Source organism: Nakamurella leprariae, from assembly GCF_016918035.1.
Taxonomy (GTDB): Bacteria; Actinomycetota; Actinomycetes; order Mycobacteriales; family Nakamurellaceae; genus Nakamurella; species Nakamurella leprariae.
In genome coordinates this window covers 12,214-38,790 of record NZ_JAERWK010000030.1, presented here as the reverse complement: position 1 = coordinate 38,790, position 26,577 = coordinate 12,214, and the positions used below count along the sequence as shown (strand labels likewise).

Here is a 26,577-nt window from a genome sequence, read left to right as displayed (position 1 = left end):
CTGCCCGCGCGTGCTCATGCGGCGGGCGTCCATCCGAGCAGCGGGGCGGTGTCACGAGCGATCCGCTCGAGCCCGCGCAGAGCGACGTCGACCGTGTGTTTGGCTCCGTGTCCGACCTCGACCTGCTCCAGGACGCCGGTCACCGCGATGACGTAGTCCGCATCGGGCAGCAACGCGACGTCGTCGCGGATCGCGGCCGCGGTCTCTGCCGGGGTGCCGGTCTTGAGGTTCATCTGCCGGAGTACCTGCTCGGCGTCGACCGCGTCGGCGTTGATGCCGCTCACCGCGGCGAGTCGGCGGCGGGAGCTGTCGATGAAGCGAGTCAGCTCGTCGATCGCCTCGGGGCGGGAGTTCGCCGGGTGGATCATGCGGATCCCGCCCAGCCGGGGCCGGACCAGCGGGCGGAACTCCGGCGGCGCCTGGATGGGGCCGACGGACCTCCACTCGTCGAGGTAGGCGTCGATGATCGGACGCTGCTGGGTCCTGGCGTCGAGGGTCGCGGTGCCGAACAGGACACCCAATCCGCTGCGCGCCGCCTGCCGCGCGGTCTCCACCCGCCCGGGGCTGCGCCACAGCCGCTGGGCCAGACCCGTTCCATCGGTGTGGATGCGGTCGCTGCTGCCGCGGATGGGATGGCCCGCGAGCGTGTCCAGGAAGACCTCGAGGTGCTCGTCGAATGCCCGCGCCGGGTCGGCATCGCTGACTCCGTACGCCGCGTACCGAGCGATGTTGGCGTTCCCGGTGCCCAGGCCCAGGTGCAGCCGTCCCCGGGCGATGCCGTCGAGGGTCAGGGCGTCCTGGACGAGCTGGACCGGGTCGGTGACCGGCAGGGTGACCACCGACACCCCGATGTCGATGCGGTCGGTGGCGACCGCGACCGGTCCCAACGAGACCAGTGGTGACGGCGCCGACCCCTCCTCGGCGTCGACGAGCAGGTGCTGGGCGAGGAACCCGATGTCGTACCCGAGTTCCTCGGCTCCGACGAAGAGCCGGACGAGTTCCTCGTTGGCTTCGGCGGGCGCCGACGTGGTGTTGGCGTGGGTGAAGAACCCGAGCCGGAACGGCCTGGCGGTCATGGCTCAGCCCTCGCCGATCGAGGTGCGACGCCAGCGGCTGATGCGTCGCTCGGCCAGCAGGAACAGAGCGTTGAGCAGATACCCGATGAGGGCCACCGTGAGGACGGCGGCCAGCAGGCGGTTGATGTTGAACTCCTGTTGCGCGAGCAGGATGTAGTAGCCGATGCCCGAGTTGCCGGCGAGCATGCCGATCACCACCGCCAGGACCAGCGAGATGCCCAGCGCCTGGCGGGCGCCGACCAGGATGTACGGCATCGCCGACGGCAGCGCCACCTCCCGCTGGGTCTGCCACCACGACAGGCGGTACGTCTGGGCGGTCTGGGACAGGACCTTGGAGACCGACCGCGCCCCCGCGTACGAGTTGATGATCAACGGGAACAGCCCGGCGGTGAGGAACACCGCGACCTGCATCTCCTGCTCGATGCCCAGGAACAGGATGAAGATGGGCAGGATGGCCGACACCGGGGTCAGTCGGATGATCTCCACGCTCGGCTCGAGCAGTCCCCAGACGATGCGGGACCGGCCCATCAGGAACCCGATGGTGATGCCGATCGGGATGGCGAGCACGAACCCGATCGCCATCGTCTCGAGTGTCCGCCCCAACTGGGGCAGCAGTTGCCCCTCGGTGATCTCCCGCCACCACGTCCTGGCGATCCGGTCCGGTGAAGAGATCGTGGGCTCGAAGTGGATGAACGAGGAGACCTGCCAGACGATCACCACCAGGACCACCAGGGTCCAGCCGGTGCCACGGCTGCGGACGAACCGCCGGAACGGACTGCGCCGGACCACGGCGGGCGCCGGTCCGCCGGCGACTGCCAGGGGCACCGGTGGCGTCTCGTCGGACGGCGGGAGCGAGACCAGCAGGTCGGCGGCGTCGTCGGCACCGGGCCTGGGGCCGGGCACCGTGCCGCGTGCGACGGGCGGGGTGTTCGCGAGCTCGGTCATGACGCCTCTCGTTCCACCTGCAGGACGAGTCCGAGCACGTCGCGCCGCAGCGCGAGATAGCGTTCGTCCTCGCGAAAGTCGACCTGGTCACGCGGGTACGGGATGTCCACCGCGGCGTCCCGCTGAACGCCGGCGCCCTGCGGTCGCAGCACGATCACCCGCTGGGAGAGGAACAGCGCCTCTTCGATGTCGTGCGTCACGAAGAGCACCGTGAGACCGCGTTCCTGCCAGATACGCAGGATCAGTTCCTGCAGCGTGCCGCGGCTGAGCGCGTCGACCGCGCTGAACGGCTCGTCGAGCAGCAACACGTCGGGCGAGGCGGCCAGGGCTCGGGCGATGGCGACCCGCTGCTGCATCCCACCGGACAGTTCCCCTGGGTACCGGCTGAAGGTGCCGTGCAGTCCCACCTCGGCGAGATGCTGCTCGATGAGCTGGTCCTCGGCCGTGCGCCCGTGGGCGCGGCGGGGTCCGTGGCCGTGCCGCAGCCCGAACCGGACGTTGTCCCCCACCGTGCGCCACGGCAGCAGCGATTCGCCGTAGTTCTGGAAGACGTAGCGGACGCTGTCCGGCGGACCGGAGACCCGCTCCGCGCCGATGGTGATCGAGCCGGTGGTGAGGTCCTCGAGTCCGGCGACGAGTCGCAGGAACGTCGACTTGCCGCAGCCGGACCGGCCGACGACCGAGACGAAGGCACCCTTCTCGATCGACAGCGACACCGGCTGCAGGCCGTGGACGACGTGCCCGTCCAGGGCGACGTAGTCCTTGCCGACGGAGTCGACCACGATGTGGCCGTCGGTGACCGGTACTGAGCCGGTCGGTGTCGGTGTCGGTGTCGGTGTCGGTGCGGTGGCGGGTGCTGCGGGCGCGGTCATGTCGGACTCCCTGCGTTCCGGGATGGCTGAATCACGTGGTCGGGCCGGGCTGCCGGGCGGAGTCGGCGACGTGCGCCTGCCAGTCGACGTCCGCGGCGATCTTGTCCGGCGCGTACTCGAGGCCGAGCTCGTACCACTCCTGGGTTGCCGCGAGGTCGATCGGGCCGGTCTGCCAGGCCACGAAGTCCAGGAGTCGCTCCAGGACCGCCGGATCGTCGCCGGCGATCGCCGCGTAGTCGACGTCGTAGTACTGCTCGACGAGCTCGGCCCGCCGGTCCGTGTCCTGCTCGTACCACCACAGGCGGAACTCACGCACCGCATCGGCGAAGGCCGATGCCACCGCGGGGTTCTCCCGCGCGTACTCGCCGGTGCTCCACCATCCAGCGGTGGTCGCCGCCGGGTCGGTCCACTCCGAGCTGCTCGGGTCACCGACGACCTGGAAGTCGTAGCCGACCGTGCCGGTGTTGGTGTACACCCCTGTCCAGCTGGCGACCCAGGCGCCGTAGTCACCACGCTCGAGCGCCTGGGGCGCGCCGTTCGCGTCCTGGATGCTGATCAGTTCGACGTCGGCGGGGTCGACGCCATTGGCCTTGAGGAACCCGCGGACGTTGACGGTGTACTGCGGCACAGGAGCGAGACCGATGGTCGTCCCGGCGAGGTCGGCCACGTCCTCGACATCGCCCCCGACCTTGACCACCACCGGGAGCGTGTCCAGGTTGGCGTTGTTGTTGAGCAGGAGCGAGACGTCGAAGCCGTTGGAGATGGCGTTGATGCCGGCGTAGAGATCGGCGTACCCGATGTCCAGGCTGCCGCCCTGGACGGCCGCCAGGGTCGCCACGCCGCTGTTGGTCTGGGACAGGACTGGGTCGAGCCCGTTGCGTTCGAAGAAGCCCTCGGCCTCGGCGATGGCCAGCAGATTGGACACCCCGGCGTCGGCGACCCGGATGGTCACCGGATCGTCGGGGTCCAGGGCCGGAAACTGCTGCGCATCGGCGGAGCTGCTCGTCGCGGCGGTCACATCCGTGCGGCCGGACGACGACGCCTCGGACGAGCTCCCGCCACCGGCGCCGGCACTTCCGCAGGCGGTCAGCGCCGTCAACGCGATCACGGCGAACCCCGTCACGGCGACGCGAGTACCCAGGCTGTGCATGGTGGGACGTCCTTTCGCCGCTCGTGCGGCGGTTCGATGGATGGAGCTCGGAGGGCGGGCGGGCGTGGTTGCGGCAGTCAGCCGGGCTGGCTGCCGGTGGCGATCGGACGAGCGGCGTCAGCGCTCCACTGACTCCACGAACCCGGGTAGAGGGCGGCGGGGATCCCCAGCCGCGCCAGCGCCAGGACGCCGAAGGTGGCACCGACACCACCGCCGCAATACAGGCCGATCGGCCGCTCGCCGTCGGCCCCGACGGCCGCATAGACGGCGCGAATCGCCTGATCGTCACCGAGCAGGCCGGTTCCGCCCTGCAGCGCGATCGAGAACGGGGCGCTCAGGGCACCGGGAATGTGCCCGGTCAGTGGCTGATCGGGCGAGCCGAAATAGTCGGTGGCGGGACGCGCGTCGAGCAGTACGCCGTCACGAGCGAGTTCCGCGGCCTGGTCGGCCGTCAGCACGGGCAGGGAGCCGGTGGTGACGCGGAACGAGCCGTGGCCCTCCGGCGGGACTTCGGTGTCGAGTTCACCACCGGCCTCCACCCACGCCGCGAGACCGCCGTCCAGGTACCGGACATCGGGCACGCCGGCCCACTTCAGCACCCACCATCCGCGGGTGGCGGTCGGCCCGCCGACGTCGCTGGAGACGACCACGGTGCTGCCGGCGTTGATCCCCCACGCCGTGACGGCCGCCTGGATCGTCTCGTCGTCGGGCAGCGGATTGCGCCCGGCAGCCGCCGATGGAGGTCCGGACAGCTGGGTGAAGTGGTTCGCGAAGCGCGCCCCCGGGATGTGCCCGGCGCGGTACTCGGCCTCCAGCGGCTCGTTGGTGCTCCGGCGGACGTCGAGCACCACGACGTCCGCCCCGGAGGCCAGCAGCTCCTTGAGTTCGGTCGCGGAGATCACGACATCGGTGCGGTGCTCGGCCACGGTCATGATCGACCTCCTGTTCCTGTCGGTGCGAGTGAGGATGCGGTGGTGGTGGTTGTCGGCGTCGGGACGGACGGTGCGGCCGACCCGGCCGGGGACGATGCGGAGGCGAACAGCCGACGGGCGGTCCCGGAGCGAACGAGGGATCGCTCTGCGACATCGAGACCAGCTGCCAGCAGTACGGTCTCGATCGAATCGAAGGACACGGTGCCACCCGGCCAGTCGGTGCCGACGACGATGCGCTCCACGCCGATGGTGTCGCGGTAGTAGCGCACCAACGCCGGACTCGGCCGCATCGTGTCGAAGTACAGGTTGGGTGCCGCACCGTGCGCTCGGCGGTGATCGGCGATCGCGTCGGCCGCGAACACCCGGGTCGAGGGCGCTCAGGGACCGGGCACCCCGAACGGAGTCCAGCACGATGCCGTGCAGGCCGAGCGTCTCGACCGCGGTTCGGACCTGCTCGGCACCGGCCTCCCCGGCGTACGCGTCCACCGTGGCCAGGCCCACGAAGGATCCGGGATGTTCCCGGAACACCAGGTCGGCCAGGTACTCGTTGACGGCCGTGACCTCCGCCGTGGCGATCGTCCCGGTCGGGCCCCAGATCTGCTCCGGCGACGGACTGATCGCTCGCCGTCGGACGCCGTCGGCGGCGCTCCTGCGGGTCAGACCGGACAGCCCACCGACGGATTCGAAGCGCTCGGCCGGGATTCCGATGGGCGAGCGATCCTGCGGGAGCAGCTCGGCCGGGACCGGGTAGTGCGCATGGAGGTCGATGACGCCGCGGTCCTCCGGCGCACTCACGGCGAGGTCACGGCATCGGCCACGACCGATCGGATGGCCTGGTACCCGCCGTCGACGTGGGAGACCTGGCTCCACCCCGCGGCGCTGAGCGCATCGGCGGCCGGCCCCGATCCGGCGATCGACCCGCAGTAGACGACGACCGGCTGGTGGCGCGCGATGCCCGCCTCGGCGACCGCTCGGACCAGGGCGTCCTTGGCCACTGGGACGGCGCCGTCGACGGGGTCGGTCGGGGTGTTCCGCACGTCGAACAGCGCCGCCCCGGCGGCCACTCGACGGACCGCTTCGGCCGCGTCCACGAGCTCGGGAGTGACGACCGGCGTTGCCGGGCGACTGACCGTGCGACCGGAGCGGCCGGACAGTCGCTCACGGAATGTGGTGCCCTCGTAGGAGGTGCGGAACAGACCGCGCCGCTGCAGCTCCGGCACGACCAGGTCGACGAAGGCGTCGAGCGCTCCCGGCTGGAACGGCGGGAAGACGACCACCCCGTCCAGCTTGCGGTCCAGGAACTGCTCTTCGATCCAGTCGGCCACTTCCGTGCCCGAGCCGACCACCGGCACCTGGTTGAACGGCATGTTGGCCACGAAGTGATCGAGGTCGGCCAACGTGATGTGCTCGTCGCCGAACCCGTGGATGGCCCGGTGCACCACCCAAGCGGCATCCGGGATGGCCGCCAGGTCGACGACGTCCAGCACCCGGTCGGTCTGGGCGAACGGCGTCAGGTCGTAACCGAGCACCGCTCCCAACGCCGACGCACTGTACACCGGCGTCGCCAGGTCCTGGACCTCCCGGAACCGGGCATGCGCGCCGGTGGAGGTCTCGTCGACGTAGAACGTGATACCCGGCAGCAAGAAGTAGTCGTCGGGATTCCGCCCATAACCCGCGGCGAGATCCTTCTGCGTCCGGTAGTACTCGGCCTGTCGGTCGGCGAACGGGATGAAGCGCACATCCGCGTACTTGGCCCCGAACTCGAACGACCGCTGCGAGGCGCCGGCGACGATCAGAGGAATCCGGCGCTGCGGGGACGGCGGGATGTTGATCGGTCCGGCCACGTCGAAGAAGCGACCGTGGAAGTCACTGGATCGGATGCGATCCGGGTCGATGTAGACCCCGCCGGCCTTGTCGTTGATCAGCCAGCCGTCCTCCCAGCCGTCCCACAGCGACCAGAGGATCTTGATGAACTCCTCGGCCCGTTCCCAGCGGTCATCGGTGTCGGGCTGCTGCGGCAGGCCGTAGTTCCGAGCGGCATCGTCGGCCCGCCCGGTGACGATGTTGATCGCGGCGCGACCGCCGGACAGGTGATCGAGCGTCGCCGCCTGCCGGGCGATCGTGTACGGGTGGTGGTAGGTGGTGTTGAACGTCGCTGCCAGTCCGATGTTTCGACTCAGCGCCGCCACGAAGGAGGTGGCGGTGAAGCTCTCGAGTTTGATGAGCTGGTTGGGCGTCCAGTAGTGATCGGCCCCGGGGCCGCCCGATCCGCCGATACCGCGGGCCCCATCCGCGGCTCGGAATCCCCCGCCCTCGGCCGTCTGCGCCTGGCGCGCCGGCAGTCGCGCCGACTCCGAGCTGCCCAGGAAGAAGTAGTCGAACAGTCCGCGTTCCGCGGTCTGCACGCTGTCGCGGTAGAACTGGGGGTCGCCCTCGAGCAACCGGTGCACACGGGGGAGCCGCCAGGCGGACCCGTGCCGACCCAACGGCCACAGGGAGTGCCCGATCCTCAATTGGCGCTTGTCAGCCATGACTCTTCGATTCCTGTTCACGGACGGGGCACGGGCGCCACCTGGGCAGTACCGGGGGTTGCGGCGTGCGGGGCGATCGGCCGCACCGAGTGGGACGGGGGCCGGGCGGGACGGGAGGGATGCGCGTCGCGCGGGGATGCGTCAGGGACGCTGCGTCGAGGGACAACAGGCCCGCGACATGACGTCGTTCATGTCGGACCCCTCTCCTCGACCGGGCGCACCCAAGCGATGCGCGGACTTCAGGCGGCGCACCGCGGCGGTGGCGCCCTGGCGCGACCCGATGCGTTCGGCGCCATCACTACTGTACATACTGGACCGGAAAAGTAAACAACTGCGGAGCTCGGCCCTCGCCGGCCCGCCTCGCGCCGAGGATGACTGCTCTGGAGGCGCTCTCGCATCCGATCGGGTCTGGAGTCCACCGGTGACCCGCTGGCGGGCGCCCCTCGCCCGGCTCGACGAGCCCCGAATCCCGTTTCGCACCACCAACTACGGAAGGACCCACCCATGACCGCCGAGTTCACCGTCACCTGGGACTACCGCTGCCCGTTCGCGCGGAACGCGCACGAACACATCCTGACCGGCCTGGCCGCCGGGGCCGACTGGACGGTGCACTTCGCACCGTTCTCGCTCGGTCAGGCCCACGTCGAGGAGGGTCAGCCGGACGTGTGGGACCACCCGCATGACGACCGAGGCATCCTGGCCCTGCAGGTGGGGGTGACCGTGCGCGACCACTTCCCCGAGCAGTTCCCCGCCGTGCACCGCGCCCTGTTCGCCGTCCGGCACGACCAGGGCCGGCACCTGGAGGACCCGGCGGTGCTTCGGGGGGTGCTCACCGAGCACGGGGTGGACCCTGAGGACGTGTTCGCGCGGATCGACAATGGGACCGCGCTGGACACCGTGCGGGCCGATCACGAGCGGTACGTCGGCTCTCACTCCGTGTGGGGGGTGCCCACATTCATCGCGGGCGATCAAGCGGTGTTCGTCCGACTGATGAGCCGATCGGCCGCCGACGCCGACCCCAGCGGCTCGCTGGCCACCATCGGACGGGTGGTCGACCTGCTCATCGGGTGGCCGGATCTCAACGAGTTCAAGCACACCACGCTGCCGCGATGACGGGGATCCGGGCGCAGCGGTCTGGTCCCCGTCCCCGTGATCCGGCTCAGTCGGTGAGGGCGGCGCGCAGGGCGCGGGCCGCCGCCGCCGGAGCCTTCGCCTCGGTGACGGCCCGGACGACCACGATGCGGGTGGCGCCGGCCTGTCGGACCTCGGCGACTCGGTCGAGGTCGATGCCGCCGATGGCGAACCACGGTCTGCCGGGCCAACGGGCCGCGGTGGTTCGGACCAGGTCCAGCCCCGGCGCCCGGCGACCTGGTTTGGTCGGCGTGGGCCAGCAGGGACCGGTGCAGAAGTAGTCCACGCCGGGCTGGGCCGCCGCCGCGTCGGCCTGGCTCTGGTCGTGGGTGGAGCGGCCGATCAGCACGTCGGGTCCCACGACGCGCTTCGCCTGCGAGACCGGCAAGTCGTCCTGGCCGAGGTGCAGCACGTCCGCCCCAGCGGCCAGGGCGAGATCGGCACGGTCGTTCACCGCCAGCAGCGCCCCGTGGCGCCGGGCCGCGGCACCCAGCACCTGCAGCGCGGCCAGTTCCTCTCGAGCCTCCAGCGGGCCGAATCGCCGCTCGCCTTGAGAGCCCTTGTCGCGCAGCTGAATGACGTCCACGCCGCCGAACAGGGCCGCCTCAGCGAATTCGGCCAGGTCGCCGCGCTCGCGGCGGGCGTCGGTGCACAGGTACAGCCTGGACGTGGCCAACCGCGCGCGACGGTCCGTCGCACCGGCGGTGATCATGAGCAGCGCCCGAGGCCTGCACAGGGATCGGCGCAGGAATCAGCGCAGGGATCGGCACGGCGGCGGGACGCGGGACACATGCGGCGAACGCTACTCCAGACGGTCTCGCCGACACCGGATGTCGACCGACCTTCCGGACACTGCCCTGTCGTGAGTATGGTGGCCCGGAACCACGGGAGTCCCGGAGCAGCGGGACTGAGAGGGGGCACGCAGCCCCGACCGTCGAACCTGATCCGGGTCATGCCGGCGAAGGAAGGGGCTCAGCGTCGTGTCGCCTGCTGCAACCGTGCCGGCAGTCCCGCCGTCGGTCGACCGGCCGGGCGGACGCCTGGTCGTGCTGGGTGGCGGCGTGATCGGCTGGTCGGTGGCCTGGCGCGCGGCGCTCGCCGGCTGGTCGGTCGACGTCGTCGATTCCCGTCCCGGCCGCGGATCGTCCTGGGTCGCGGGCGGCATGCTGGCGCCCCTGACGGAAGGACACCCGGGCGAGGAGGCGCTCCTCGAGCTGGGCAGCGAGTCACTGCGCCGGTGGCCTTCCTTCGCCGGCGACCTCGAAGCCGCGGCCGGGCAACCGTGCGGGCTGAGTGCGGAGGGCACCGTCGTGGTCGGCCTGGACTCGGGGGACCGCGCGGAGCTGGCCCGCACCGTCGAGTACCTGATCGCGCAGGGCCGGTGCGTCGAGATCCTGGATGACGACGAAGTGCACCGCCTGGAACCAGGTCTCGCGCCGACCCTGACCTCCGGCCTGTCGATTTCGCAGGAGCGGTCGGTGGACAACCGGGCGCTGCTCGCGGCACTGCGATCGGCCACGTACCGAGCCGGTGTCCGCACCGTCGAGCGGGCCGTGGCCGGCCTCGACGACGCGCTCGTCGGCGATGCCGATCAGGTCGTGGTCGCCGCCGGCATCGGGAGTCCGGAGCTGCTCGGCGCGTCGTGGTCCGGCGCCGGTGCGCTGCTGGTACGCCCGGTCAAGGGTGAGATCCTGCGTCTACGACACCGATCCGGCGCGATACCCGTTCCTCGCCACACGATCCGGGCGCTGGTCCACGGCCGCTCGGTGTACCTGGTGCCCCGGTCGGACGGGGTGGTGGTCGGGGCCACCCAGCACGAGGCCGGGACCGACACCACCGTCACCGTCGGCGGTGTCCGGGATCTGCTGGCCGACGCCGCCGCGGTGCTGCCGGGTCTGGCCGAGTTCGAGCTGGTCGAGCACGCCGCCGGGCTGCGCCCGACGAGTCCCGACGGTGTCCCGTTCATCGGCAGGCTCGACGACCGGGTGGTGCTGGCCACCGGGCACGGCCGCAATGGCGTCCTGCTCGCCCCGCTCACCGCAGACGCCGTCGTCGCCGAACTTGCCGGCACGCCGGTCGCGGCGGCGAAGCCCGCTGACCCATGGAGGTTCTCATGATCATCGTCGCTGTCAACGGCGAGACGCATCGGGTCACCGCAGGCGTCACGGTGGCCGGTCTGCTGGCCGCGCTCCAGGTGCCGACCGAGGGCGTGGCGGTGGCGGTGGATGCGGCGGTGGTCCCGCGGACCTCGTGGGACCGGGTCGTCGTCGACGGCGACGAGATCGAGGTGCTGTGTGCCGTCCCGGGCGGCTGACCCGCGGGAGCCACCGCCGCTCGACGAGGACGCCCCACCCAGGAGGGACCACCATGGCCGAACGCATCACCGCCGGACACACGACGTGACGATCGGCGCAGCCACCGACGACCTGGTCATCGCCGGGCGGACGCTGCGTTCCCGCCTCATCATGGGCACTGGTGGCGCCCCCAACCAGACCGTGCTGGAGGCAGCGCTGCTGGCTTCCGGCACCGAGTTGACCACGGTGGCCATGCGCCGGGTCGACGCCGGCGGCGGCACCGGCGTGCTGGAGGTGGTGCGGCGGCACGGCATCTCGGTGCTGCCGAACACGGCCGGGTGCCACACGGCGGCCGAGGCGGTGCTCACCGCACAGTTGGCCCGGGAGGCGCTGCACACCGACTGGGTGAAGCTCGAGGTGGTGGCCGATGACCGGACGCTGCTGCCCGACGCGGTGGAACTGCTGCGGGCCGCGCAGCGCCTGGTCGACGACGGGTTCGTCGTCCTGCCCTACACCACCGACGACCCGATCGTCGCCCGTCGTCTGGAGGACGTCGGCTGCGCCGCCGTCATGCCGCTCGGCGCGCCGATCGGCTCCGGGCTGGGCATCTGCAACCCGCATGCGTTGGAGATGATCGTGGCCCAGGCCGGCGTGCCGGTGATCTGTGATGCCGGGCTGGGCACCGCCAGTGATGCCGCTCAGGCCATGGAACTCGGGTGCGACGCGGTCCTGCTGGCGTCTGCGGTGACCCGGGCCGATGATCCGGTCCGCATGGCACGGGCCATGGCGGCGGCCGTCTCGGCGGGCCGGGACGCTCGGTTGGCCGGCCGTATCCCGAAACGCTTCTGGGCCCAGGCGTCCTCACCGCCCCGGTGCTGACCATCCCCGATCCACCCGCGTGACGGCACCGCGCTGATCGGCGGACTGCCGGGTCCAGGACCGGCGCGCCCCGTGGCCGAGGCCGGGCGACGTCCGGAAGCAGTCGGCGCTGTCACGGAGCGGAGCCGTCCAGGGCAGCGGCCGGCGACGTCAGCGCTGCGGGCAGCCGGGGCCGGCTGACCCAGGCGCCGTCCTGCGCCAGCAGCGTGGTCACCTCGGCCGGCAGCGCCCGGCCGGCCACATCGGCCAGCGTCGTCTGCTCCAACACGGACCGCATCGCGACCCGCAGGGCCACCCAGACGTCCTTGAGTCGTTCGGTCGACCCGGTGTACCGCACGTCCTCGGGCGCGACGCCGACGATGTTGGCCAGCGGTCCCTCGATCACCCGGATGATGTCCGCGACACTGAGCTGCTCCGGATCCAGCCCCAGGCGATACCCACCGTCCGGTCCGCGCTTGGTGACCACCAGACCGGCGATGCGCAGCGTGTTGAAGATGCTGACCAGGAACGGCAACGCGATGTCTTGCGCTTCGGCGACGACCTCGGCCTTGACGAACCCGTCGGCCCGACGCGCCGACAGCTCGATCATGGCTCGCAGGGCGTAGTCCGTCTTCGCAGAGATGCGCACCCGTCGAGTATGGCGCGTGAGATGCCGCTCGGGACTGACGGCGGGCGCCGCTGCGGCGGAGGTCGTCGTCGTGACCAGACGATGTCGCCGAGGGCGATGTCGTGGTCGAACAGCGACATCGAGTCGACCACCAGGACCGACACCGCGCCGTCGTCGCCGATCACGGTGACATGGGCGTCACTTGCGTTCGTCGCGATGGCGGTGATCAGGCACTGGCAGCCGTACTCAAGCCGTTCGTGACGCAATTCGTGGCGTATTGGGGCCACGATGGCCTGTCGCAGGTCAGGATCCCGACGATGGCTGCTCACCGCGCGGCGGATCGGGAGCCGAAGGACACGGCCGGCACGACAGCCGGCCGGTCACCGCCCGACCATGGGCGCAGGATGACAGACATGGAGGGTCCTCAGGGATCGACGGAACGCTCCCGTCAGGAGCATCGAGGTCAGCGATCCAGAGGGCAACAGGCAGCACTGCATGAACGCATCAGGTCGATGTGTTCACGAGCGAAGAGCACGGCGTCCGCCACGCGTGCGAGTGTCGCACCGACCCGACGGTCGGCGGAACGAATTCCTGAACTGGCCGGCTGTTCGTGACGCAGGTCACCGGGACCAGGTGGTGCACCAGCCCCGATGTCGCGGCTCGGCGGATCCTCTGGCTCGGCAGCGATCACGGGGGCGGGACCTTCCAGAAACGGGTGCCGGTCCGGCTGTGGACCACGTCACCCGTGCTGTTGAGGGCGTCCGAGATCGGGTACTTCCGGCATCCGAGGACCGCGCGAGTGCCGTAGCTAGTGTGGTCCGCAGCAGTCCACCGACCCGTTCCTGGAGGACTCAGACATGTCCGCGCGCGTCCTGGTCACCGGGGCCACCGGCTTCATCGGCTCCCATCTGGTTCCGGCCCTCGTCGAGGCCGGCCACGAGGTGCTCGCCATGACGCGGCGCCCCGACTCCTACGGCGGCCCCGGCCAGGCGGTCGGCGCGGACGTCGACGACCCGGACAGCCTGCGCCGAGCGCTGGACGGCGTCGAGATCGCCTACTACCTGGTGCACTCGCTGGACACCGAGAACTTCGAGGCCAAGGACGCCGCGGCGGCCCGCGCGTTCGGCCGGGCGGCCAAGGACGGCGGGGTCCGGCAGATCATCTACCTGGGTGGACTGGGCGACGACGCCGAGGACCTGTCCGCGCACCTGCGGTCCCGGCGCGAGGTCGAGGACCTGCTCGGCGAGGCCGGCGTCCCGGTGACCGTGCTGCGCGCGGCCATCGTCATCGGGCACGGCGGCATCTCCTGGGAGATCACCCGCCAGCTCGTCGAGCACCTGCCGGCCATGATCGCCCCCAAGTGGGTGGAGACGAAGACCCAGCCCATCGCGCTGCCCGACGTCATCCGCTACCTGGTCGGCGTCTTCGACCGTCCCGAGGCGTTCGGCCGGGTGTACGAGATCGGCGGCCCGGAGGTGCTCAGCTACCGGGACATGCTCAAGCGGGCCGCCCGGCTGCAGAAGCACCGGGACGTGCCGATCATTCCGGTACCGCTGCTCACCCCGCGGTTGTCGTCCGGGTGGCTGGCGCTCATCACCGACGTCGACACGCAGACCGGCCGCAACCTCATCGACTCGATGAGCAACGAGGTGGTCGTGCACGACCGCTCCATCGAGCAGCTGGTCCCCGGTGAGCCGCTCGACTACGACGAGGCCGTGCGGCTGGCCCTGGCCGACCGGGCCGCCGCCGGGGCGGCCGACCAGGAGCCGGCCCGGAGCACGGGCCCGCAGGGCTGAGCCGCCGATGAGCGCCGATCCCGCCGCCCGACCCGATCCGGCGCCCGCCGGCCGCTTCCGGCGCCTGGTGGACCGGATCGGCCGCGTCATCGGACCGGCGCTGATCGACCGCATCGACCGCGACCACCGGCAGACCGCCCGGGCGTTCCTGCGCCGGCGGCTCGTCGCCGGCGCCACCCTGGTCGTCGGCGCGGTGCTGCTCGGCGTCTCGCTGAACGTCCCCCCGGACGCCCCCGCGTTCTACCCGCTCACCATCGCCCTGGCCCTGACCTGGGCGGTGGGCGGCATCCTGAGCGGTCCCCTGCACCTGGGCTGGACGACGGACCGGTCCGGCGAGCGCCGCCGGCCGGTGGTGCCGCCGATCCTGCTCGGCCTCGGCATCGGGCTGGTCTTCGTGGCCGGGGCGCTCGTCGTCCGCGAGGTCGAGCCGCTGCGCGCCGCGACCGAGGGCATCCTCGAGCAGGCCCGGGAACGGCCCCTCGCGGCGGTCGCCGTGGTCACCGCGGTGAACGGCATCGCCGAGGAGATGTTCTTCCGCGGCGCGCTGTACGCGGCCGTCGGCGTGCGCCACGCGGTGCTCGTCTCGACGGTGATCTACACGCTGACCACGGTGGCCACCGGCAACTTCATGCTGGTCTTCGCGGCCGCGGTGCTGGGGCTGGTGGTGGGGCTGCAGCGCCGGGCCAGCGGCGGCATCCTCGGGCCGATCCTGACCCACGTCACCTGGTCGATGACCATGCTGTTCGTGCTGCCGCCGCTGTTCTCCGCCGCCGGCGGCTGACGCCGGGACCGGTCAGGGCACCGTGATGACGATCTTGCCGCGCACGTGCCCGGTCTCGGAGAACCGCTGCGCCTCGGCCGTGCCCACCAGCGGGAAGGTCTTGATCACCGGTACCTCGACCGTGCCGGTGGCCACCGCCGCGACCGCCTCGACCAGTGCGCGCTCGAACCCCGCCTCGGACCCGTCGGAGTACACGGCGCCGGCCGCGGTGGCGCCGGCATCGGCCAGGCTGACCACCCGGCCGCCGGGCTTGACCAGTCCGAGCGAGCCGTCGATGACTCCCGTGCCGGCCACGTCGACCACCGCGTCGACGCCGGTGATCGCGACCTCGCGCACCCGCTCCTCCCACCCCTCGCCGTAGGCGACCGCGGTGGCACCCAGCGAGCGCAGGAAATCGGCATTGGCGTCGCTGGTGGTGCCGACGACGGTGACGCCGTCGGCCACCGCCAGCTGGGTCAGGAAGCTGCCGACCCCGCCGGTGGCCGCGTGCACGAGCAGGGTGTCGCCCCGCTGCACGCCGGACAACCGGAGCGCCCGGATGGCCGCCTCCCCGGCCACCGGGATGGCCGCCGCGGTGATCAGGTCGACCTGGTCCGGCACCACGACGAGGGCCCCGGGGTCGATGGTGACGTACTCGGCGGCCGCGCCGGTCGGGCTCTGCCCGACCACCCGCTCGCCGCCGGTGAAGCCGTCGACCTGCCCGCCGAACGCGTCGATCGTGCCGGCGAAGTCGATGCCGGTGATGCGTGGCTCCGTCGGTGGCTCACCGCCGAGCAGGCCGCGCCGCAGCTTCCAGTCGGCCGGGTTGACCCCCGTGGCGGCCACCTTGACCCGTACCTGCCCGGGTTCGGGCTCCGGGACGGGCACCTCGGTGACGGTGAGCACGTCCGGGTCGCCGAAGCGGTCGTAGGTGATGGCGATCGGCATCGGGAGCCTCCTGTGGCGGACAGCGGACGAGCGGCGAGCACGCGGTCGTGACCACCGTAGGCGGACGCATCCGACCGACGTGGTTGCATCCCTGCAGCACCCCCACCCCGGACTGTGAGGTCACCCATGCGCGTTGACGTCGTCGCCGTCGGCACCGAGCTGCTGCTCGGGCAGATCGTGGACACCAATTCCTCGTGGATCGGCGAGCAGCTGGCCGCCCACGGCTTCGACTCGCTGCTGCAGACCAAGGTCGGCGACAACTTGGACCGGGTGGTGACCGCGTTCCGCCGGGCGCTGGCCGAGGCCGACGCCGTCATCGTCTGCGGCGGGCTCGGTCCCACCCACGACGACCTGACCAGGCAGGCCATCGCCGCGGTGATGGGCGTCGATCTGGCCCTGGACGACGAGATCGCCGACCGCATCCGGGAGCTGTTCGCCGCGCGCGGACGTCCCATGCCCGAGAACAACCTGACCCAGGCGATGGTCCCGGCCGGGGCGTCGGTCATCCCGCAGACCCGGGGCACCGCACCGGGACTCATCTGCCCGGTGACCCTCGACGGGGCCGCCAAGGTGCTGTACGCGGTGCCCGGCGTCCCGCACGAGATGAAGGACATGCTGGAACGGGCGGTGCTGCCCGACCTGCACGCGCGGAGCGGCGAGGCGGCGGTCATCGTGAGCCGCACCCTGCGCACCTGGGGTGACAGCGAGAGCGGCCTGGCCGAGCGGCTGGCGCCGCTCATCGACGAGCTCGACCGGGTCGGCAACCCGACCCTGGCCTTCCTGGCCAGCGGGTGGGAGGGCATCAAGGTCCGCCTGACGGCCAAGGCCGCCGACAGTGCCACCGCCGCGGACCTGTTGTCGCAGTGGTCCACACGGGTCGAGGACCTGGTGGCGGGCAACCTCTTCGGCTACGACGACGACACCATGGAGTCCGTGGTGCTGGACCGGCTGCGGGACCGTGGGCTGACCCTGGGCCTGGCCGAATCGGCCACCGGCGGGCTGCTGGCGGCCCGCCTCACCGCGGTCGCTGGCGCCGACGACGTACTGCGCGGCAGCATCGTGTCGCACGAGACCGGACTGAGGCAGCGGCTCCTCGGGGCCGGTGCGACGGTAGGGGTCGAGGACGAGCAGACGGCCGGCGCGATGGCGGTCGGGGCCCGCCGCGCCCTGGACAGCTCGGTCGGGCTGGCGGTCACCGGCGGCAGCGTGCCGGCCGACCAGACGGGGGCGGCGGTCAGCGCGGTCTGCATCGGCCTGGCCCTCGGCGATGCGGTGGTGACCACCCGGCTGCTGCTGCCCGGCCAGCACGACCAGATCCGGCAGCGCAGCGTCATCGGCGCGCTGGACTTCCTGCGGCGGCAGCTGCTCCGGCCATGACGCTCCCGGTCCCGCCGCCGGACGACAAGGATTGGACCTGGGTCATCTCCGCGCCGTGCCGGGAGTGCGGATTCGACCCGGCGACGGTCGGGCCGGCGACGCTGGCCGACCGGCTGGCGCGGGCTGCGGCGCGCTGGCCGGCGGTGCTGACCCGGCCGGACGTGGCGCAGCGGCCGTCCTCCCTCGTGTGGTCGCCGCTGGAGTACGCCGCCCATGTGCGGGACGTCTACGAGCTGTTCGGGCGGCGGGCCGCGCTGATGCTGGAGCAGGACGACCCGCAGTTCGACAACTGGGACCAGGACGCCACCGCGCTGGAGCGGGACTACGCGGTGAGCGACCCGGCCACCGTCGCCGCGGAGATCGCCGCTACGGCGGCCGGGACGGTGCCGGTGTTCTCGGCCGTCACCAGCGACGCGTGGGAACGCACCGGGCGCCGATCGAACGGATCCCGATTCACCGTCGCGACGCTCGGCGTGTACTTCCTGCACGACGTCGAGCACCACCTGCACGACGTCGGGGCGTGAACCCCGCGCACCGATCGCCCGGTCACACCAGCTGCCGCTGCTCCTCCCGCAGTCGCGAGGCGTAGTGGTCGGGCGAGAGGTGCCGGCCCCTGCCGATCAGCCGTTCCCGCAACGTGGTGCCCTCGGGGGCGGGCCCCAGTCGCCCACGTCGGCGCAGTTCCGGCACGACCAGCTCGATGAAGTCCCGCATCGAGGCCTGGTTGAACACCGCCTCGAGCATGAAGCCGTCCAGCCCGGTCAGGTCGACCAGTCGCTCCAACTGGTCGGCCACCTCGACCGGATCCCCGGTGATCGGGAAGCCGCGGGTGCCCTTGCCCTTGAGGTCGTCGAGGATCTCCCGCACCGTCGGCGTGCTGCCGTCGGGCCGGGTGTAGAAGCGCTCGATGTTGCTGACGCCCATCTGCCCGGCCATGCCGTCGTCCGGCAGCTGGTCCTTGAGCGGCCGGTCGAGGTCGTACTCCAGCAGGTTCAACCCGGTGTTGCCCGAGTAGTAGTGCGCGGCCAGCTCATCGGTCTGCAGCGCCTCGAACTCGGCTCGCAGCCGGTGCGCCTCGGCGCTGGTCGGTGCGGTGATCACGGTGACGCCGACGATGAGCTTGATGTCCTGCGGGTCGCGGCCCTGCTCGGCCGTCCGGCGCCGGATGTCGGCCACGTTGGCGGCGGTCTGCTCCAGGGTGGTGCCCTGGACGAACACCGCCTCGGCGTGCCGGGCGGCGAACGCGCGTCCCACCGCGGAGGTCCCGGCCTGGAAGAGCACCGGTGATCGCTGCGGCGACGGCGGCTGGGTGTGGTAGCCGTGCGAGCGGTAGTAGGTGCCGTCGTGGTCGACCCGGTGGATCTTCTCCGGGTCCGCGAAGACGTTGCGCTCCCGGTCCAGGACGATGACGTCGTCCTCGTTGCCGGCCTCCCAGAACTTCAGGGCCAGTTCGACGTACTCGGCTGCGGCCTCGTACCGCTGGTCGTGCGGCACCATCTCGGTGTGGCCCAGCATCTGGGCCATGGTGTTCTGCGAGGCGCCGGTGACGATGTTCCAGCCGATGCGGCCCTTGGTGATGTGGTCGAGCGTCGAGTACTTGCGCACCGTGTGCACCGGGTGGTCCGAGCCGGTCGTGGTGGTGACCACGAACCCGAGCCGCTGCGTGGCTGCGGCCAGCGCCGGGATCAGGTACCCGCCGTCCAGGCCGAACATCATGCCCGCGCGGACCAGCACGTCGGACAGTTCGCCCTTGAGCGAGGCGTACCCGAACGAGCCACCGGCGAAGAAGAGGAAGTCGAAGCCCGCGTCGTCCAGCATGCGGGCCATCTCGATCCAGTACTCGATGTCCCGGTAGTCGCCGTTCTGGCTGCGCGGGTGGGACCAGCTGGTGGTGCCGCCGATCTGCTGGGTGCCGGCCTCGAACACCCCCATGACCATGCGCTTGCTCATCCGTCGTCCTGTCCTCGTCTCGATCAGCGCTGCGGCGTGCGGGAACCACCGGCGACGGCGGGCATCCGGGCCCACCGCCGCCGGCGGGGCTTCACTTCGCGTCGATCTCGTCCAGCAGGGTGAGATCGACCGCCTCGCTCACCGGCGGCAGATCGGTGACACCCGACGCCTCCAGCGCCGGGTACATCTCGGTCTCCAGCCGGTCGACATCCATGTAGAGCAGCCCGTGCTCGGCGGTGACGTCGCTCTCCATCAGCCCGGCGAACGCCTCGGCGGACCTGGTCTGCTGCTCGAGATCCAGGCCCAGATCCACCCCGTACTCGTCCACCGCCAGCGCGGCCCCGGCCGCCGGGTCGGCCAGGAAGTCCTGCCAGCCCTTCTGCGACGCACGGAGGAACTTGACGTAGTTCTCCCGGTCCGCCTCGATCGCGCTCGCCTTGGCGAAGATGGACGAGGCGTACATGGGCAGGCCCATGTCACCGGTGAGCGTGCACCCGAAGTCCGTGCCCATCTCCAACCCGAACTCCAGCTCCATGGTGATCGGCTGGTTGGTGATGTAGGCGGTGTAGACGTCCCCGTCGCCGTTGACCAGCGGGGCCGGGTCGAACCCGGTGGGCAGGATCGTGACCTGGTCGGCGGGGATGTCGTTGACGGCGAGCGTGGCCAGGACCGAGGTCTCGGTCTGAGCCAGGATCGTCTTGCCGATCAGGTCCTGGGCCGTCTCCACCTTGTTGTCGGCCAGCCACAGGTAGCAGCCCGGGTTGTCCTGGAACACCGACCCGATCACGGTGAAGTCGTCGTCGGCCATCGCGGCGAACGCAGTGTTCATGGTCGCGGTGATGCCGGCGTCCGCCGCATCCGCGGCGACCTGCGACTCGGCGGTCGGGGCATCCGGGCCGCCGGGCAGCCACTCGACGTCGAGGCCCTCGGCCTCGTAGTAGCCCTTGTCCATGGCCAGCCAGAAGCCGCCGTACTCGGTGTTGGAGATCCACGCCTGGGCGACCCGGAACGGCACGAGCTCGGCCGGGGCGGCGGAGGTTCCGTCCCCGGCCGCGGTGTCGGAGTCGCCCCCGCCACATCCGGCGAGGACGAGCGCCGCCACCGTGCTCACGGTGGTCGCCGCCAGGATGCGCGCACGCCGGCGCGCGGAGGTACGGAGCTGCATGTGAGGACCCACGATCTTGTCAGTGCTGCAGGAGGGGTGTTGGAGATGCAGGTGCGGTGGGCGCGGGACGTCAGGTCACGCGGTCGACGACCCTGCGCTCCGCGGTGCGGGCGAGCCCGAAGCAGATGACGGACAGCACGGTGGCCACGAGCGCGGCCGCCCACTCGCGCTCGTACTCCAGGCGTTCGCCGGCGGTACGCAGCAGGTCGCCGAGACCGACACCGGAGAGCAGGTACTCGGCCAGCAGCACCCCGAGGATCCCGACCGGCGCGCTGATCCGCAGCGCCAGCATGATGCTCGGGATGGCGGCGGGCAGGTGCAGCCGGAAGACCCGCGCGGCCAGCCCTGACCCGAGCACGGCGAACAGGTCCCGGCTGGACTGCGACACCGAGGACATGCCCGAGACGGTGAGCGAGAAGGCCGGGAAGAACACCAGGATCACCACCATCACCACGACGGTGCCCGAGCCGTAGCCGAAGAGGGCGGCCAGGATCGGGATCATCGCAGTGACCGGGACGACGCGCAGGATCAACGCACTGGGCAGCAGCAGTCCGGACACCAGCGGCGACATCCAGACCAGCACGCCGAGCACGATGCCGACCAGCATGCCGAGCAGCAGCCCGCCGATCGCGAACAGCGCGGTCCACAGCACCGGCAGCAGGTACACGTCGGGGTGCTGCACCAGATCGGTGGCCACGTCGAGCGGACCCGGCGCGACGGCGCGGCTGTACCCGTTGGCCCACAACCAGACCGGCCAGGCGATGAGCATCGCGATGATCGGCCAGTACCGGACGACGATCGCCGCCAGGATCCGGCCGACCACCTGCAGCGGGTTGCGGCGCCGGGCGGCCGGGGTCTCGGTGGCGGCCGGCCCGGGACGCTCGAGCAGCTCCTCGGCCGCCTGGTCGACGACCGCCCGCTCCGTGGTGATGGACTCGGTCACGCGAACCTCCGGACGACGGCACGCTGCGCGAGCAGCGCGGCGCCGTAGACGATGAGCGAGCACAGCACAGCCAGGACGGCGGCGGACCACAGGAGCTCGATGCGGTAGTTCTGCATGGCGCTGACGAACAGCACGCCCAGACCGCGGCGGGCGCCGAACCACTCACCGATGGTCGCGCCGAGGATCATGGCCGGCGCGGCCAGTGTGAGCCCGTCGAACAGCTTGGGCAGCGCGGCGGGGACGTCGACCCGGCCCAGCCGGACGGCTCGGCGCGCGCCGAGCACCGAGAACAGGTCCCGGTAGGGGCGTCCCGCGCTGTCCAGACCGGAGCTGGTCGAGATGTAGATGATGAAGGTGACCGACAGCGCCACGATGATCACCGGCGTGCCCTCGCGCCCGAAGACCAGGATCAGGAAGGGCGCCAGCGCGATGGCCGGCACCGCGTCGATGAGCGCGGCGAACCGGTCCAGGCCCGGGGCGAGCAGCGGCAGCAGCGCGGCGATGAGGGCGAATCCGATGCCCGCCACGATGCCGATGAGCCCGCCGAGGGCGGCCTCCGACACCGTCGCGGCCAGCGCGTTGCCCAGCAGCCGGTGGTTGGACGGGTCGAACAGGAAGGCGGCGACCTCCGTGATGGGCGGCCAGGTCGGGCCGAGCAGACCGGTGGTGCCGATGATCTGGGCGATCACCAGCAGCACCACCACACCGGCGACCCCGTAGACGGCGGTCCTGAGACGGGACGACATCGGCGCTCAGGCGGCCTTCGTCGTCTCGAGCATGCCGGTGAGACGGTCGACGATCTCGTGGAACTCGGGCGAGCGGGTCAGTTCGGTGTGTTCGCGCAGCGGCAGGTCGATGCCCTCGATGTGGCGGATCCGGCCCGGGCGGCCAGTCATCACCACGACCCGGTCGGCCAGCAGCACCGCCTCGTCCACGTCGTGCGTGACCAGCAGTGTGGTGATGCGCAGTTCGGCCCAGATCCGGGCCAGCTCCTTGTTCATCCGCCGCCGGGTCACCGCGTCGAGCGCCCCGAACGGCTCGTCCAGCAGCAGCACGTCGGGATCGAGCACCAGCGCCCGCGCGATGGAGGCGCGCTGCCGCATGCCGCCGGACAGGTGCTTGGGCCGCGCGTCCTCGAAGCCGCCCAGCCCGACCAGGTCGATGAGCTCCCGCACGTGGGCGGTGTCGACCGGGCGACCGGCCACCTTGTACGGGAGAGTGATGTTCTGCCGGACGGTCAGCCAGGGCAGCAGCGAGTGCTCCTGGAAGGCGACGCCCAGCCGATGCGCCTTCGACAATGCTTGCGGCGACGCGCCTCCCACCGACACCGTGCCGGTGGACGGCTGCTCCAGCCCGGCCACGATGCGCAGCACGGTGGACTTGCCGCAGCCGGATGGCCCGAGCAGCGCGACGAACTCGCCGTCGGCGATCTCCAGGTCGATGCCGGCGAGCGCGGTGACCGAGGCGCCGCGCTTGAGCGGGTACGTCTTGGCCACACCCGTCAGGGCGATCTCCCGCGTCGACCCGGTCGACGGAGCGGTCACGCTGGCCTGCTGCAGGACGGAACTCACGGGTCCCCGCTCTCCCGGCCGGACCGGCCGTGGACGACTGCTCACGGGCAGACGATGAACTGTTCGTTTCACCGTAGGAGCGCATTGTTTCGCCGAGATGGCCGTCGCTTTTCCGTCTCCGCAGCGTTGCCGCACGGCCGGTCGACGGGTCGGTGGCCGGTTACTGTCGCCCCATGTCTGCGCCGCCCTCCCGGGAACGCCACCGGCTGCTCGCACTCGTCGCGGACCACATCCTGCAGCGCGGGGTCAACGACCTGAGCCTCAGTTCGCTGGCCCGGGCCGTCGGGTCCAACAACCGGATGCTGCTCTACTACTTCGGGTCCAAGGAGGAGTTGCTCGACGAGGCCTCGCTCGTCGCCCTCGAGCGCTTCCCCGGCATCGACCACCTGATGGGCGAGCTCGACGACGACGGCCCGCCCGGGCCACTGCTGGAGCGGGCCTGGCTGCGCATCGCCGACCGGCGGAACCGCCCGTTCCTGCGGCTGTTCTTCGAACTCTTCTCCCTGCACACCTGGCACCCGGACCGCAACGCCGGCTACTTCCGGCGCATCGCCACCCAGTGGCCCGAAGGGGTGGCCCGACTGCTGGTCCGCGAGGGGTACGACGAGACCACCGCCCAGGAGTGCGCGGTCGCGATCGTCGCGCTGTGGCGGGGCCTGCAGATCTCGCTGCTCGCCGGCGCCGACCCGGAGGACCTGCGAGCCGCACACCGCCGGTCGCTCGCCTCCATCCTGGGTCTGCAGACCATCTCCTGACGCACCCACGGGCGGTCGGATGATCGTCACGCCGGAGTGACATCGGTGAAACAACCGCGCCCTACGGTCTGAACCGTTCAGTTCAGACAGAGCGTGCGACGAAGGCGGTCAGATGTCGGTTCCGTGGTCGGTCGGGATGTTCCAGACGGCGGGCATCATGGGCGCCTGGCAGTTACCGGAGAACACCTCGACGGACTTCCTGGACCTGCAGCACTGGATCGACATGGCCCGTTCGCTCGATGCGGCCGGGGTCGACTTCCTGTTCTTCGCCGACGACTACGGCTACCCGCTCATCGACGGTCGGCTGCCGGCGCAGGCGTTGCGCAGCGGCCTGAACTTCCCCCGGGCCGACCCGATGGCCATCATCCCGGCGCTGGCCGCGGTGACCGAGCGGCTCGGGCTGGTCGTCACGCTGTCGACCACGGTCGAGAAGCCCCCGATGATCGCCCGCCGGATGGCCACGCTCGACCACCTGACCAAGGGCCGGATCGGCTGGAACATCGTCACCGGCGCCGGCCAGATCGCCTCTGCCCGGCTGTTCGGGGACCAGCTGGTGCCGCACGACGAGCGCTACGCCATCGCCGACGAGCACGTCGCGCTGACCCTGCGGCTGTGGCAGGAGTGCTGGGACGACGACGGCCTGGTCGTCGACCGGGCCCGCAACCTCTACGCCGACCCGGACCGGGTCCGCGAGATCCACCATCACGGATCGCATTTCCGCGCGGACGGCATCCTGACCACGCCGCCCGGGCCGCAGCGGACGCCGGTGCTGTTCCAGGCCGGGGCGTCCGCCCCCGGCCGGGAGCTCGCGGCCAAGTACGCCGAGGGTGTGTTCATCGCGGCCGAGGTGCCGGCCATGCGCGCCCAGATCGCGGACATCCGCCGGCGGGCCGAGGCGTACGGCCGCGACCCGCAGTCGATCAAGTGCCTGGTCGCCGGCACCTTCCGGGTCGGCGAGTCCGAGCAGGCGGCGCGAGTGCTGCAGCAACGCACCGAGGCGGTCCGCACCCTGGCCGACGCAGCCGCCCAGTACGCCTTCTTCACCGGCCTGGACCTGTCGCGCATGGACCCGGACCGGCCGCTGGACGCCACCGCCAACCTCACCGACGCCGGCCGGACCAACGTGGAGCGGTTCCTCGGCCCGGGCGCGCCGACGGTGCGGCAGATCCTCGAGGAGTTCCAGCGCAACAGCGTCATGGGCTCCCCGCTGATCGGCGACCCGGCCCAGGTGGTCGACCAGGCCGAGGAGGTCATCGGCGAGACCGGCGCGGACGGCTTCCTGGTGCAGCCGGACGCCTTCGGCACCTTCACGGATTTCACCACCATGGTGCTGCCCGAGATGCACCGGCGGGGGCTGGTCCGAGCGGCCCTGCCCGGCACCACCTTGCGCGAACGCTTCAGCGGCCGGCCCCGTCTCGCGGCCGACCACCCCGGGGTGACGGCCCACACCACGGTCCCCGCGCTCGTCTGACCCGACCCCGCCCCACAGGCACCCAGTCCCGGAGGACCCCATGACCAAGCAACTCGCCATCGGCATGTTCCAGGGCGGTCGGGTGCGCGACACCTGGAAGATCCCCGGCCGGGAGCACGAGCCCAACTTCACCGATCTGGACTACTGGCTCGATCTGGCCCGCAAGTGCGAGGCGGCCGGGGTCGACTTCCTGTTCTTCGCCGACTCCTATGGTTACCCGACGATGGACTCGTCGATCATCCCGACGGCCATCGAGCGGAACGTCCAGTTCACCACCGTCGACCCGCACACCCTCATCTCCGCCCTCGCCGCGGTCACCACGAAACTGGGCCTGGTCACGACCACCTCGACGATGGTGGAGGCGCCACCGGCGGTGACCCGGCAGTACCGGTCGCTGGACCACTTCTCCAAGGGCCGGGTCGGCTGGAACATCGTCACCGGCTCGGCCCAGGCCGCGTCCGCACTGCTGTTCGGCGAACCGCTGATGCCGCACGACGACCGCTACGCCAAGGCCGCCGAGCACGTCGACCTCTCGCTGCGGTTCTGGGAGGGCTGCTGGGAATCCGACGCGCTGGTCAAGGACGCCGCCGCCGGGGTGTGGGCGGACCCGAACAAGGTGCACGAGATCGAGTACGAGGGCACGTACTTCTCGACCAAGGGGGTGCTGGTCACCCCGCCGAGCCCGCAGGTCACCCCGGTGCTGTTCCAGGCCGGCGCCTCCGCGCCCGGCCGGGAGCTGGCCGCCCGGTACGCCGAGGCCGTCTTCCTGGCCGCGGAGTCCACCGCGCTGGCCGCGCAGATCGCCGACATCCGGCGGCAGGCGGTCGAGTTCGGCCGCGGCTCGGACGCGGTGAAGTGCCTCATCGCCGGCACCTTCCGGGTCGCCGACTCGATGGCCGAGGCGCAGGCACAGCACCAGGCGGCGATCGACCGCATCTCGCTCGAGCAGGCGGCCACCCTCTACGCGTACTTCACCGGGCTGGACCTGCTCTCGTTCGACCTGGACCGGCCCATCCCGGCCAGTGCGGCCAACGGCGACAACGGCCGGACCAACATCGAGCGCTTCCTCGGCCCGGACGCACCGACCGTGCGGGAGGTGCTCGAGGAGTTCCGGGCCAACGGCGTCATGGGCAAGCCGTTCCTGGGCACACCGGAGGAGATCGCGAACCAGGCCGAGGCGATGATCGCCGCCACCGACGCCGACGGGTTCCTGGTGCAGCCGGAGGCCGACGGCAGCCACGACGCGTTCTTCACCCGGGTCATGCCGGAGCTGCGCCGCCGCGGCCTGCTCAAGGACGACCTGCCCGGCGACACCCTGCGCGAGCACCTGTTCGGCGAGGGCGCGGTGCACCTGCCCGAGTCGCACCCGGGGGCCGCCTACCGCCGCACCCCGTCGCTGGTCTGAGCGCTGCCGATCTGGGCGC

General features: G+C 71.4%; 25 protein-coding genes and 1 riboswitch. Of the genes, 11 read left to right on the top strand and 14 right to left on the bottom strand.

Going from position 1 to position 26,577, the window contains the following annotated elements:
• Nucleotides 1–14 precede the first annotated feature (14 nt).
• The 6 genes from JL106_RS20105 to JL106_RS20080 all read right to left on the bottom strand — a co-directional run bounded on the left by JL106_RS20105 (nucleotide 15) and on the right by JL106_RS20080 (nucleotide 7,506).
• Nucleotides 15–1,076, bottom strand: coding sequence for an LLM class flavin-dependent oxidoreductase (locus JL106_RS20105; protein ID WP_205262560.1), 1,062 nt, complete (start codon nucleotides 1,074–1,076; stop codon nucleotides 15–17).
• 3 nt (nucleotides 1,077–1,079) lie between these two features.
• Nucleotides 1,080–2,021, bottom strand: a complete 942-nt coding sequence (locus tag JL106_RS20100) for an ABC transporter permease (RefSeq protein WP_205262559.1) — start codon at nucleotides 2,019–2,021, stop codon at nucleotides 1,080–1,082.
• Complete coding sequence (locus tag JL106_RS20095) at nucleotides 2,018–2,893, bottom strand: ABC transporter ATP-binding protein (protein ID WP_205262558.1); 876 nt, start codon at nucleotides 2,891–2,893, stop codon at nucleotides 2,018–2,020. The genes JL106_RS20100 and JL106_RS20095 overlap by 4 nt, the downstream gene beginning before the upstream one ends.
• A gap of 31 nt (nucleotides 2,894–2,924) precedes the next feature.
• Nucleotides 2,925–4,043 carry an ABC transporter substrate-binding protein gene (locus JL106_RS20090; RefSeq protein ID WP_205262557.1) on the bottom strand — a complete coding sequence of 373 codons (1,119 nt, stop codon included), beginning with the start codon at nucleotides 4,041–4,043 and terminating at the stop codon, nucleotides 2,925–2,927.
• 77 nt (nucleotides 4,044–4,120) lie between these two features.
• Nucleotides 4,121–4,975, bottom strand: coding sequence for a sulfurtransferase (locus tag JL106_RS20085; protein WP_205262556.1), 855 nt, complete (start codon nucleotides 4,973–4,975; stop codon nucleotides 4,121–4,123).
• Nucleotides 4,976–5,766: 791 nt separating this feature from the next.
• Nucleotides 5,767–7,506: an NtaA/DmoA family FMN-dependent monooxygenase gene (locus JL106_RS20080; protein WP_205262555.1), complete on the bottom strand. Its 1,740-nt coding sequence runs from the start codon at nucleotides 7,504–7,506 to the stop codon at nucleotides 5,767–5,769.
• Nucleotides 7,507–8,010: 504 nt separating this feature from the next.
• Between JL106_RS20080 and JL106_RS20075 the strand changes: the two genes are divergently transcribed.
• Nucleotides 8,011–8,619 (top strand): DsbA family oxidoreductase, encoded by a 609-nt coding sequence (locus JL106_RS20075; RefSeq protein ID WP_205262554.1) that lies wholly within the window; start codon nucleotides 8,011–8,013, stop codon nucleotides 8,617–8,619.
• A 46-nt stretch (nucleotides 8,620–8,665) separates the two neighbouring features.
• Here JL106_RS20075 and thiE read toward each other — a convergent pair whose 3' ends face one another.
• Nucleotides 8,666–9,349, bottom strand: a complete 684-nt coding sequence (thiE, locus tag JL106_RS20070) for a thiamine phosphate synthase (protein WP_205262553.1) — start codon at nucleotides 9,347–9,349, stop codon at nucleotides 8,666–8,668.
• A 162-nt stretch (nucleotides 9,350–9,511) separates the two neighbouring features.
• A riboswitch (TPP riboswitch) is annotated at nucleotides 9,512–9,621 on the top strand.
• A gap of 14 nt (nucleotides 9,622–9,635) precedes the next feature.
• Between thiE and thiO the strand changes: the two genes are divergently transcribed.
• The 3 genes from thiO to thiG all read left to right on the top strand — a co-directional run bounded on the left by thiO (nucleotide 9,636) and on the right by thiG (nucleotide 11,810).
• Nucleotides 9,636–10,754 carry a glycine oxidase ThiO gene (gene thiO / locus JL106_RS20065; RefSeq protein WP_205262552.1) on the top strand — a complete coding sequence of 373 codons (1,119 nt, stop codon included), beginning with the start codon at nucleotides 9,636–9,638 and terminating at the stop codon, nucleotides 10,752–10,754.
• The gene (thiS, locus tag JL106_RS20060; protein ID WP_205262551.1) at nucleotides 10,751–10,951 is read left to right on the top strand and encodes a sulfur carrier protein ThiS; all 201 of its coding nucleotides are present in this window, start codon (nucleotides 10,751–10,753) and stop codon (nucleotides 10,949–10,951) included. The genes thiO and thiS overlap by 4 nt, the downstream gene beginning before the upstream one ends.
• Before the next feature lie 91 nt (nucleotides 10,952–11,042).
• A complete protein-coding gene (gene thiG / locus JL106_RS20055) occupies nucleotides 11,043–11,810 on the top strand; it encodes a thiazole synthase (RefSeq protein ID WP_407940218.1) in 768 nt (255 codons plus the stop codon).
• Between the two features lie 112 nt (nucleotides 11,811–11,922).
• On the opposite strand, the gene JL106_RS20050 is transcribed toward thiG, so the two are convergent.
• On the bottom strand, nucleotides 11,923–12,438 hold the full coding sequence (locus JL106_RS20050) for an RrF2 family transcriptional regulator (protein WP_205262549.1): 516 nt from the start codon (nucleotides 12,436–12,438) through the stop codon (nucleotides 11,923–11,925).
• Nucleotides 12,439–13,274: 836 nt separating this feature from the next.
• Here JL106_RS20050 and JL106_RS20045 point away from each other — a divergent pair.
• Both JL106_RS20045 and JL106_RS20040 read left to right on the top strand, forming a co-directional pair.
• Entirely contained in the window at nucleotides 13,275–14,213 is a 939-nt protein-coding gene (locus tag JL106_RS20045; protein ID WP_205262548.1) for an NAD(P)H-binding protein, read from the top strand.
• Between the two features lie 7 nt (nucleotides 14,214–14,220).
• The gene (locus tag JL106_RS20040; RefSeq protein WP_205262547.1) at nucleotides 14,221–14,994 is read left to right on the top strand and encodes a CPBP family intramembrane glutamic endopeptidase; all 774 of its coding nucleotides are present in this window, start codon (nucleotides 14,221–14,223) and stop codon (nucleotides 14,992–14,994) included.
• 12 nt (nucleotides 14,995–15,006) lie between these two features.
• Here JL106_RS20040 and JL106_RS20035 read toward each other — a convergent pair whose 3' ends face one another.
• Nucleotides 15,007–15,921, bottom strand: a complete 915-nt coding sequence (locus tag JL106_RS20035; RefSeq protein WP_205262546.1) for an NADP-dependent oxidoreductase — start codon at nucleotides 15,919–15,921, stop codon at nucleotides 15,007–15,009.
• A gap of 126 nt (nucleotides 15,922–16,047) precedes the next feature.
• Between JL106_RS20035 and JL106_RS20030 the strand changes: the two genes are divergently transcribed.
• Together JL106_RS20030 and JL106_RS20025 are read left to right on the top strand one after the other, a co-directional pair.
• Nucleotides 16,048–17,298, top strand: coding sequence for a CinA family nicotinamide mononucleotide deamidase-related protein (locus JL106_RS20030; protein WP_205262545.1), 1,251 nt, complete (start codon nucleotides 16,048–16,050; stop codon nucleotides 17,296–17,298).
• Nucleotides 17,295–17,822 carry a DinB family protein gene (locus JL106_RS20025; protein ID WP_205262544.1) on the top strand — a complete coding sequence of 176 codons (528 nt, stop codon included), beginning with the start codon at nucleotides 17,295–17,297 and terminating at the stop codon, nucleotides 17,820–17,822. The genes JL106_RS20030 and JL106_RS20025 overlap by 4 nt, the downstream gene beginning before the upstream one ends.
• A 22-nt stretch (nucleotides 17,823–17,844) precedes the next feature.
• On the opposite strand, the gene JL106_RS20020 is transcribed toward JL106_RS20025, so the two are convergent.
• The 5 genes from JL106_RS20020 to JL106_RS20000 form a co-directional block, all read right to left on the bottom strand.
• Nucleotides 17,845–19,248, bottom strand: a complete 1,404-nt coding sequence (locus JL106_RS20020; RefSeq protein ID WP_205262543.1) for an NtaA/DmoA family FMN-dependent monooxygenase — start codon at nucleotides 19,246–19,248, stop codon at nucleotides 17,845–17,847.
• A 91-nt stretch (nucleotides 19,249–19,339) separates the two neighbouring features.
• Complete coding sequence (locus tag JL106_RS20015; protein ID WP_205262542.1) at nucleotides 19,340–20,413, bottom strand: ABC transporter substrate-binding protein; 1,074 nt, start codon at nucleotides 20,411–20,413, stop codon at nucleotides 19,340–19,342.
• 70 nt (nucleotides 20,414–20,483) lie between these two features.
• Complete coding sequence (locus JL106_RS22290) at nucleotides 20,484–21,356, bottom strand: ABC transporter permease (RefSeq protein WP_205262541.1); 873 nt, start codon at nucleotides 21,354–21,356, stop codon at nucleotides 20,484–20,486.
• On the bottom strand, nucleotides 21,353–22,102 hold the full coding sequence (locus tag JL106_RS20005; RefSeq protein ID WP_205262540.1) for an ABC transporter permease: 750 nt from the start codon (nucleotides 22,100–22,102) through the stop codon (nucleotides 21,353–21,355). Before JL106_RS20005 ends, JL106_RS22290 begins: the two co-directional genes overlap by 4 nt.
• Before the next feature lie 6 nt (nucleotides 22,103–22,108).
• The gene (locus JL106_RS20000; protein ID WP_205262539.1) at nucleotides 22,109–22,927 is read right to left on the bottom strand and encodes an ABC transporter ATP-binding protein; all 819 of its coding nucleotides are present in this window, start codon (nucleotides 22,925–22,927) and stop codon (nucleotides 22,109–22,111) included.
• A 173-nt stretch (nucleotides 22,928–23,100) separates the two neighbouring features.
• Between JL106_RS20000 and JL106_RS19995 the strand changes: the two genes are divergently transcribed.
• The 3 genes from JL106_RS19995 (at nucleotide 23,101) to JL106_RS19985 (ending at nucleotide 26,558) form a co-directional block, all read left to right on the top strand.
• The gene (locus JL106_RS19995) at nucleotides 23,101–23,682 is read left to right on the top strand and encodes a TetR/AcrR family transcriptional regulator (protein ID WP_205262538.1); all 582 of its coding nucleotides are present in this window, start codon (nucleotides 23,101–23,103) and stop codon (nucleotides 23,680–23,682) included.
• Between the two features lie 112 nt (nucleotides 23,683–23,794).
• Entirely contained in the window at nucleotides 23,795–25,153 is a 1,359-nt protein-coding gene (locus JL106_RS19990; RefSeq protein WP_205262537.1) for an NtaA/DmoA family FMN-dependent monooxygenase, read from the top strand.
• Nucleotides 25,154–25,193: 40 nt separating this feature from the next.
• Complete coding sequence (locus JL106_RS19985; RefSeq protein WP_205262536.1) at nucleotides 25,194–26,558, top strand: NtaA/DmoA family FMN-dependent monooxygenase; 1,365 nt, start codon at nucleotides 25,194–25,196, stop codon at nucleotides 26,556–26,558.
• Nucleotides 26,559–26,577 lie beyond the last annotated feature (19 nt).

Bases quoted from the DNA above. Each gene is read 5' to 3' on its own strand.
- JL106_RS20075 (WP_205262554.1), top strand. From the start codon at position 8,011: ATGACCGCCGAGTTCACCGTCACCTGGGACTACCGCTGCCCGTTCGCG.
- JL106_RS20085 (WP_205262556.1), bottom strand. From the start codon at position 4,975: ATGACCGTGGCCGAGCACCGCACCGATGTCGTGATCTCCGCGACCGAA.
- JL106_RS20045 (WP_205262548.1), top strand. From the start codon at position 13,275: ATGTCCGCGCGCGTCCTGGTCACCGGGGCCACCGGCTTCATCGGCTCC.
- JL106_RS20035 (WP_205262546.1), bottom strand. From the start codon at position 15,921: ATGCCGATCGCCATCACCTACGACCGCTTCGGCGACCCGGACGTGCTC.
- JL106_RS20100 (WP_205262559.1), bottom strand. From the start codon at position 2,021: ATGACCGAGCTCGCGAACACCCCGCCCGTCGCACGCGGCACGGTGCCC.
- JL106_RS20025 (WP_205262544.1), top strand. From the start codon at position 17,295: ATGACGCTCCCGGTCCCGCCGCCGGACGACAAGGATTGGACCTGGGTC.
- thiE (WP_205262553.1), bottom strand. From the start codon at position 9,349: ATGATCACCGCCGGTGCGACGGACCGTCGCGCGCGGTTGGCCACGTCC.
- JL106_RS19990 (WP_205262537.1), top strand. From the start codon at position 23,795: ATGTCGGTTCCGTGGTCGGTCGGGATGTTCCAGACGGCGGGCATCATG.
- JL106_RS20030 (WP_205262545.1), top strand. From the start codon at position 16,048: ATGCGCGTTGACGTCGTCGCCGTCGGCACCGAGCTGCTGCTCGGGCAG.
- JL106_RS20095 (WP_205262558.1), bottom strand. From the start codon at position 2,893: ATGACCGCGCCCGCAGCACCCGCCACCGCACCGACACCGACACCGACA.
- JL106_RS20090 (WP_205262557.1), bottom strand. From the start codon at position 4,043: ATGCACAGCCTGGGTACTCGCGTCGCCGTGACGGGGTTCGCCGTGATC.
- JL106_RS19995 (WP_205262538.1), top strand. From the start codon at position 23,101: ATGTCTGCGCCGCCCTCCCGGGAACGCCACCGGCTGCTCGCACTCGTC.
- JL106_RS20015 (WP_205262542.1), bottom strand. From the start codon at position 20,413: ATGCAGCTCCGTACCTCCGCGCGCCGGCGTGCGCGCATCCTGGCGGCG.
- JL106_RS20020 (WP_205262543.1), bottom strand. From the start codon at position 19,248: ATGAGCAAGCGCATGGTCATGGGGGTGTTCGAGGCCGGCACCCAGCAG.
- JL106_RS20040 (WP_205262547.1), top strand. From the start codon at position 14,221: ATGAGCGCCGATCCCGCCGCCCGACCCGATCCGGCGCCCGCCGGCCGC.
- JL106_RS20105 (WP_205262560.1), bottom strand. From the start codon at position 1,076: ATGACCGCCAGGCCGTTCCGGCTCGGGTTCTTCACCCACGCCAACACC.
- JL106_RS20080 (WP_205262555.1), bottom strand. From the start codon at position 7,506: ATGGCTGACAAGCGCCAATTGAGGATCGGGCACTCCCTGTGGCCGTTG.
- JL106_RS20005 (WP_205262540.1), bottom strand. From the start codon at position 22,102: ATGTCGTCCCGTCTCAGGACCGCCGTCTACGGGGTCGCCGGTGTGGTG.
- JL106_RS19985 (WP_205262536.1), top strand. From the start codon at position 25,194: ATGACCAAGCAACTCGCCATCGGCATGTTCCAGGGCGGTCGGGTGCGC.
- thiS (WP_205262551.1), top strand. From the start codon at position 10,751: ATGATCATCGTCGCTGTCAACGGCGAGACGCATCGGGTCACCGCAGGC.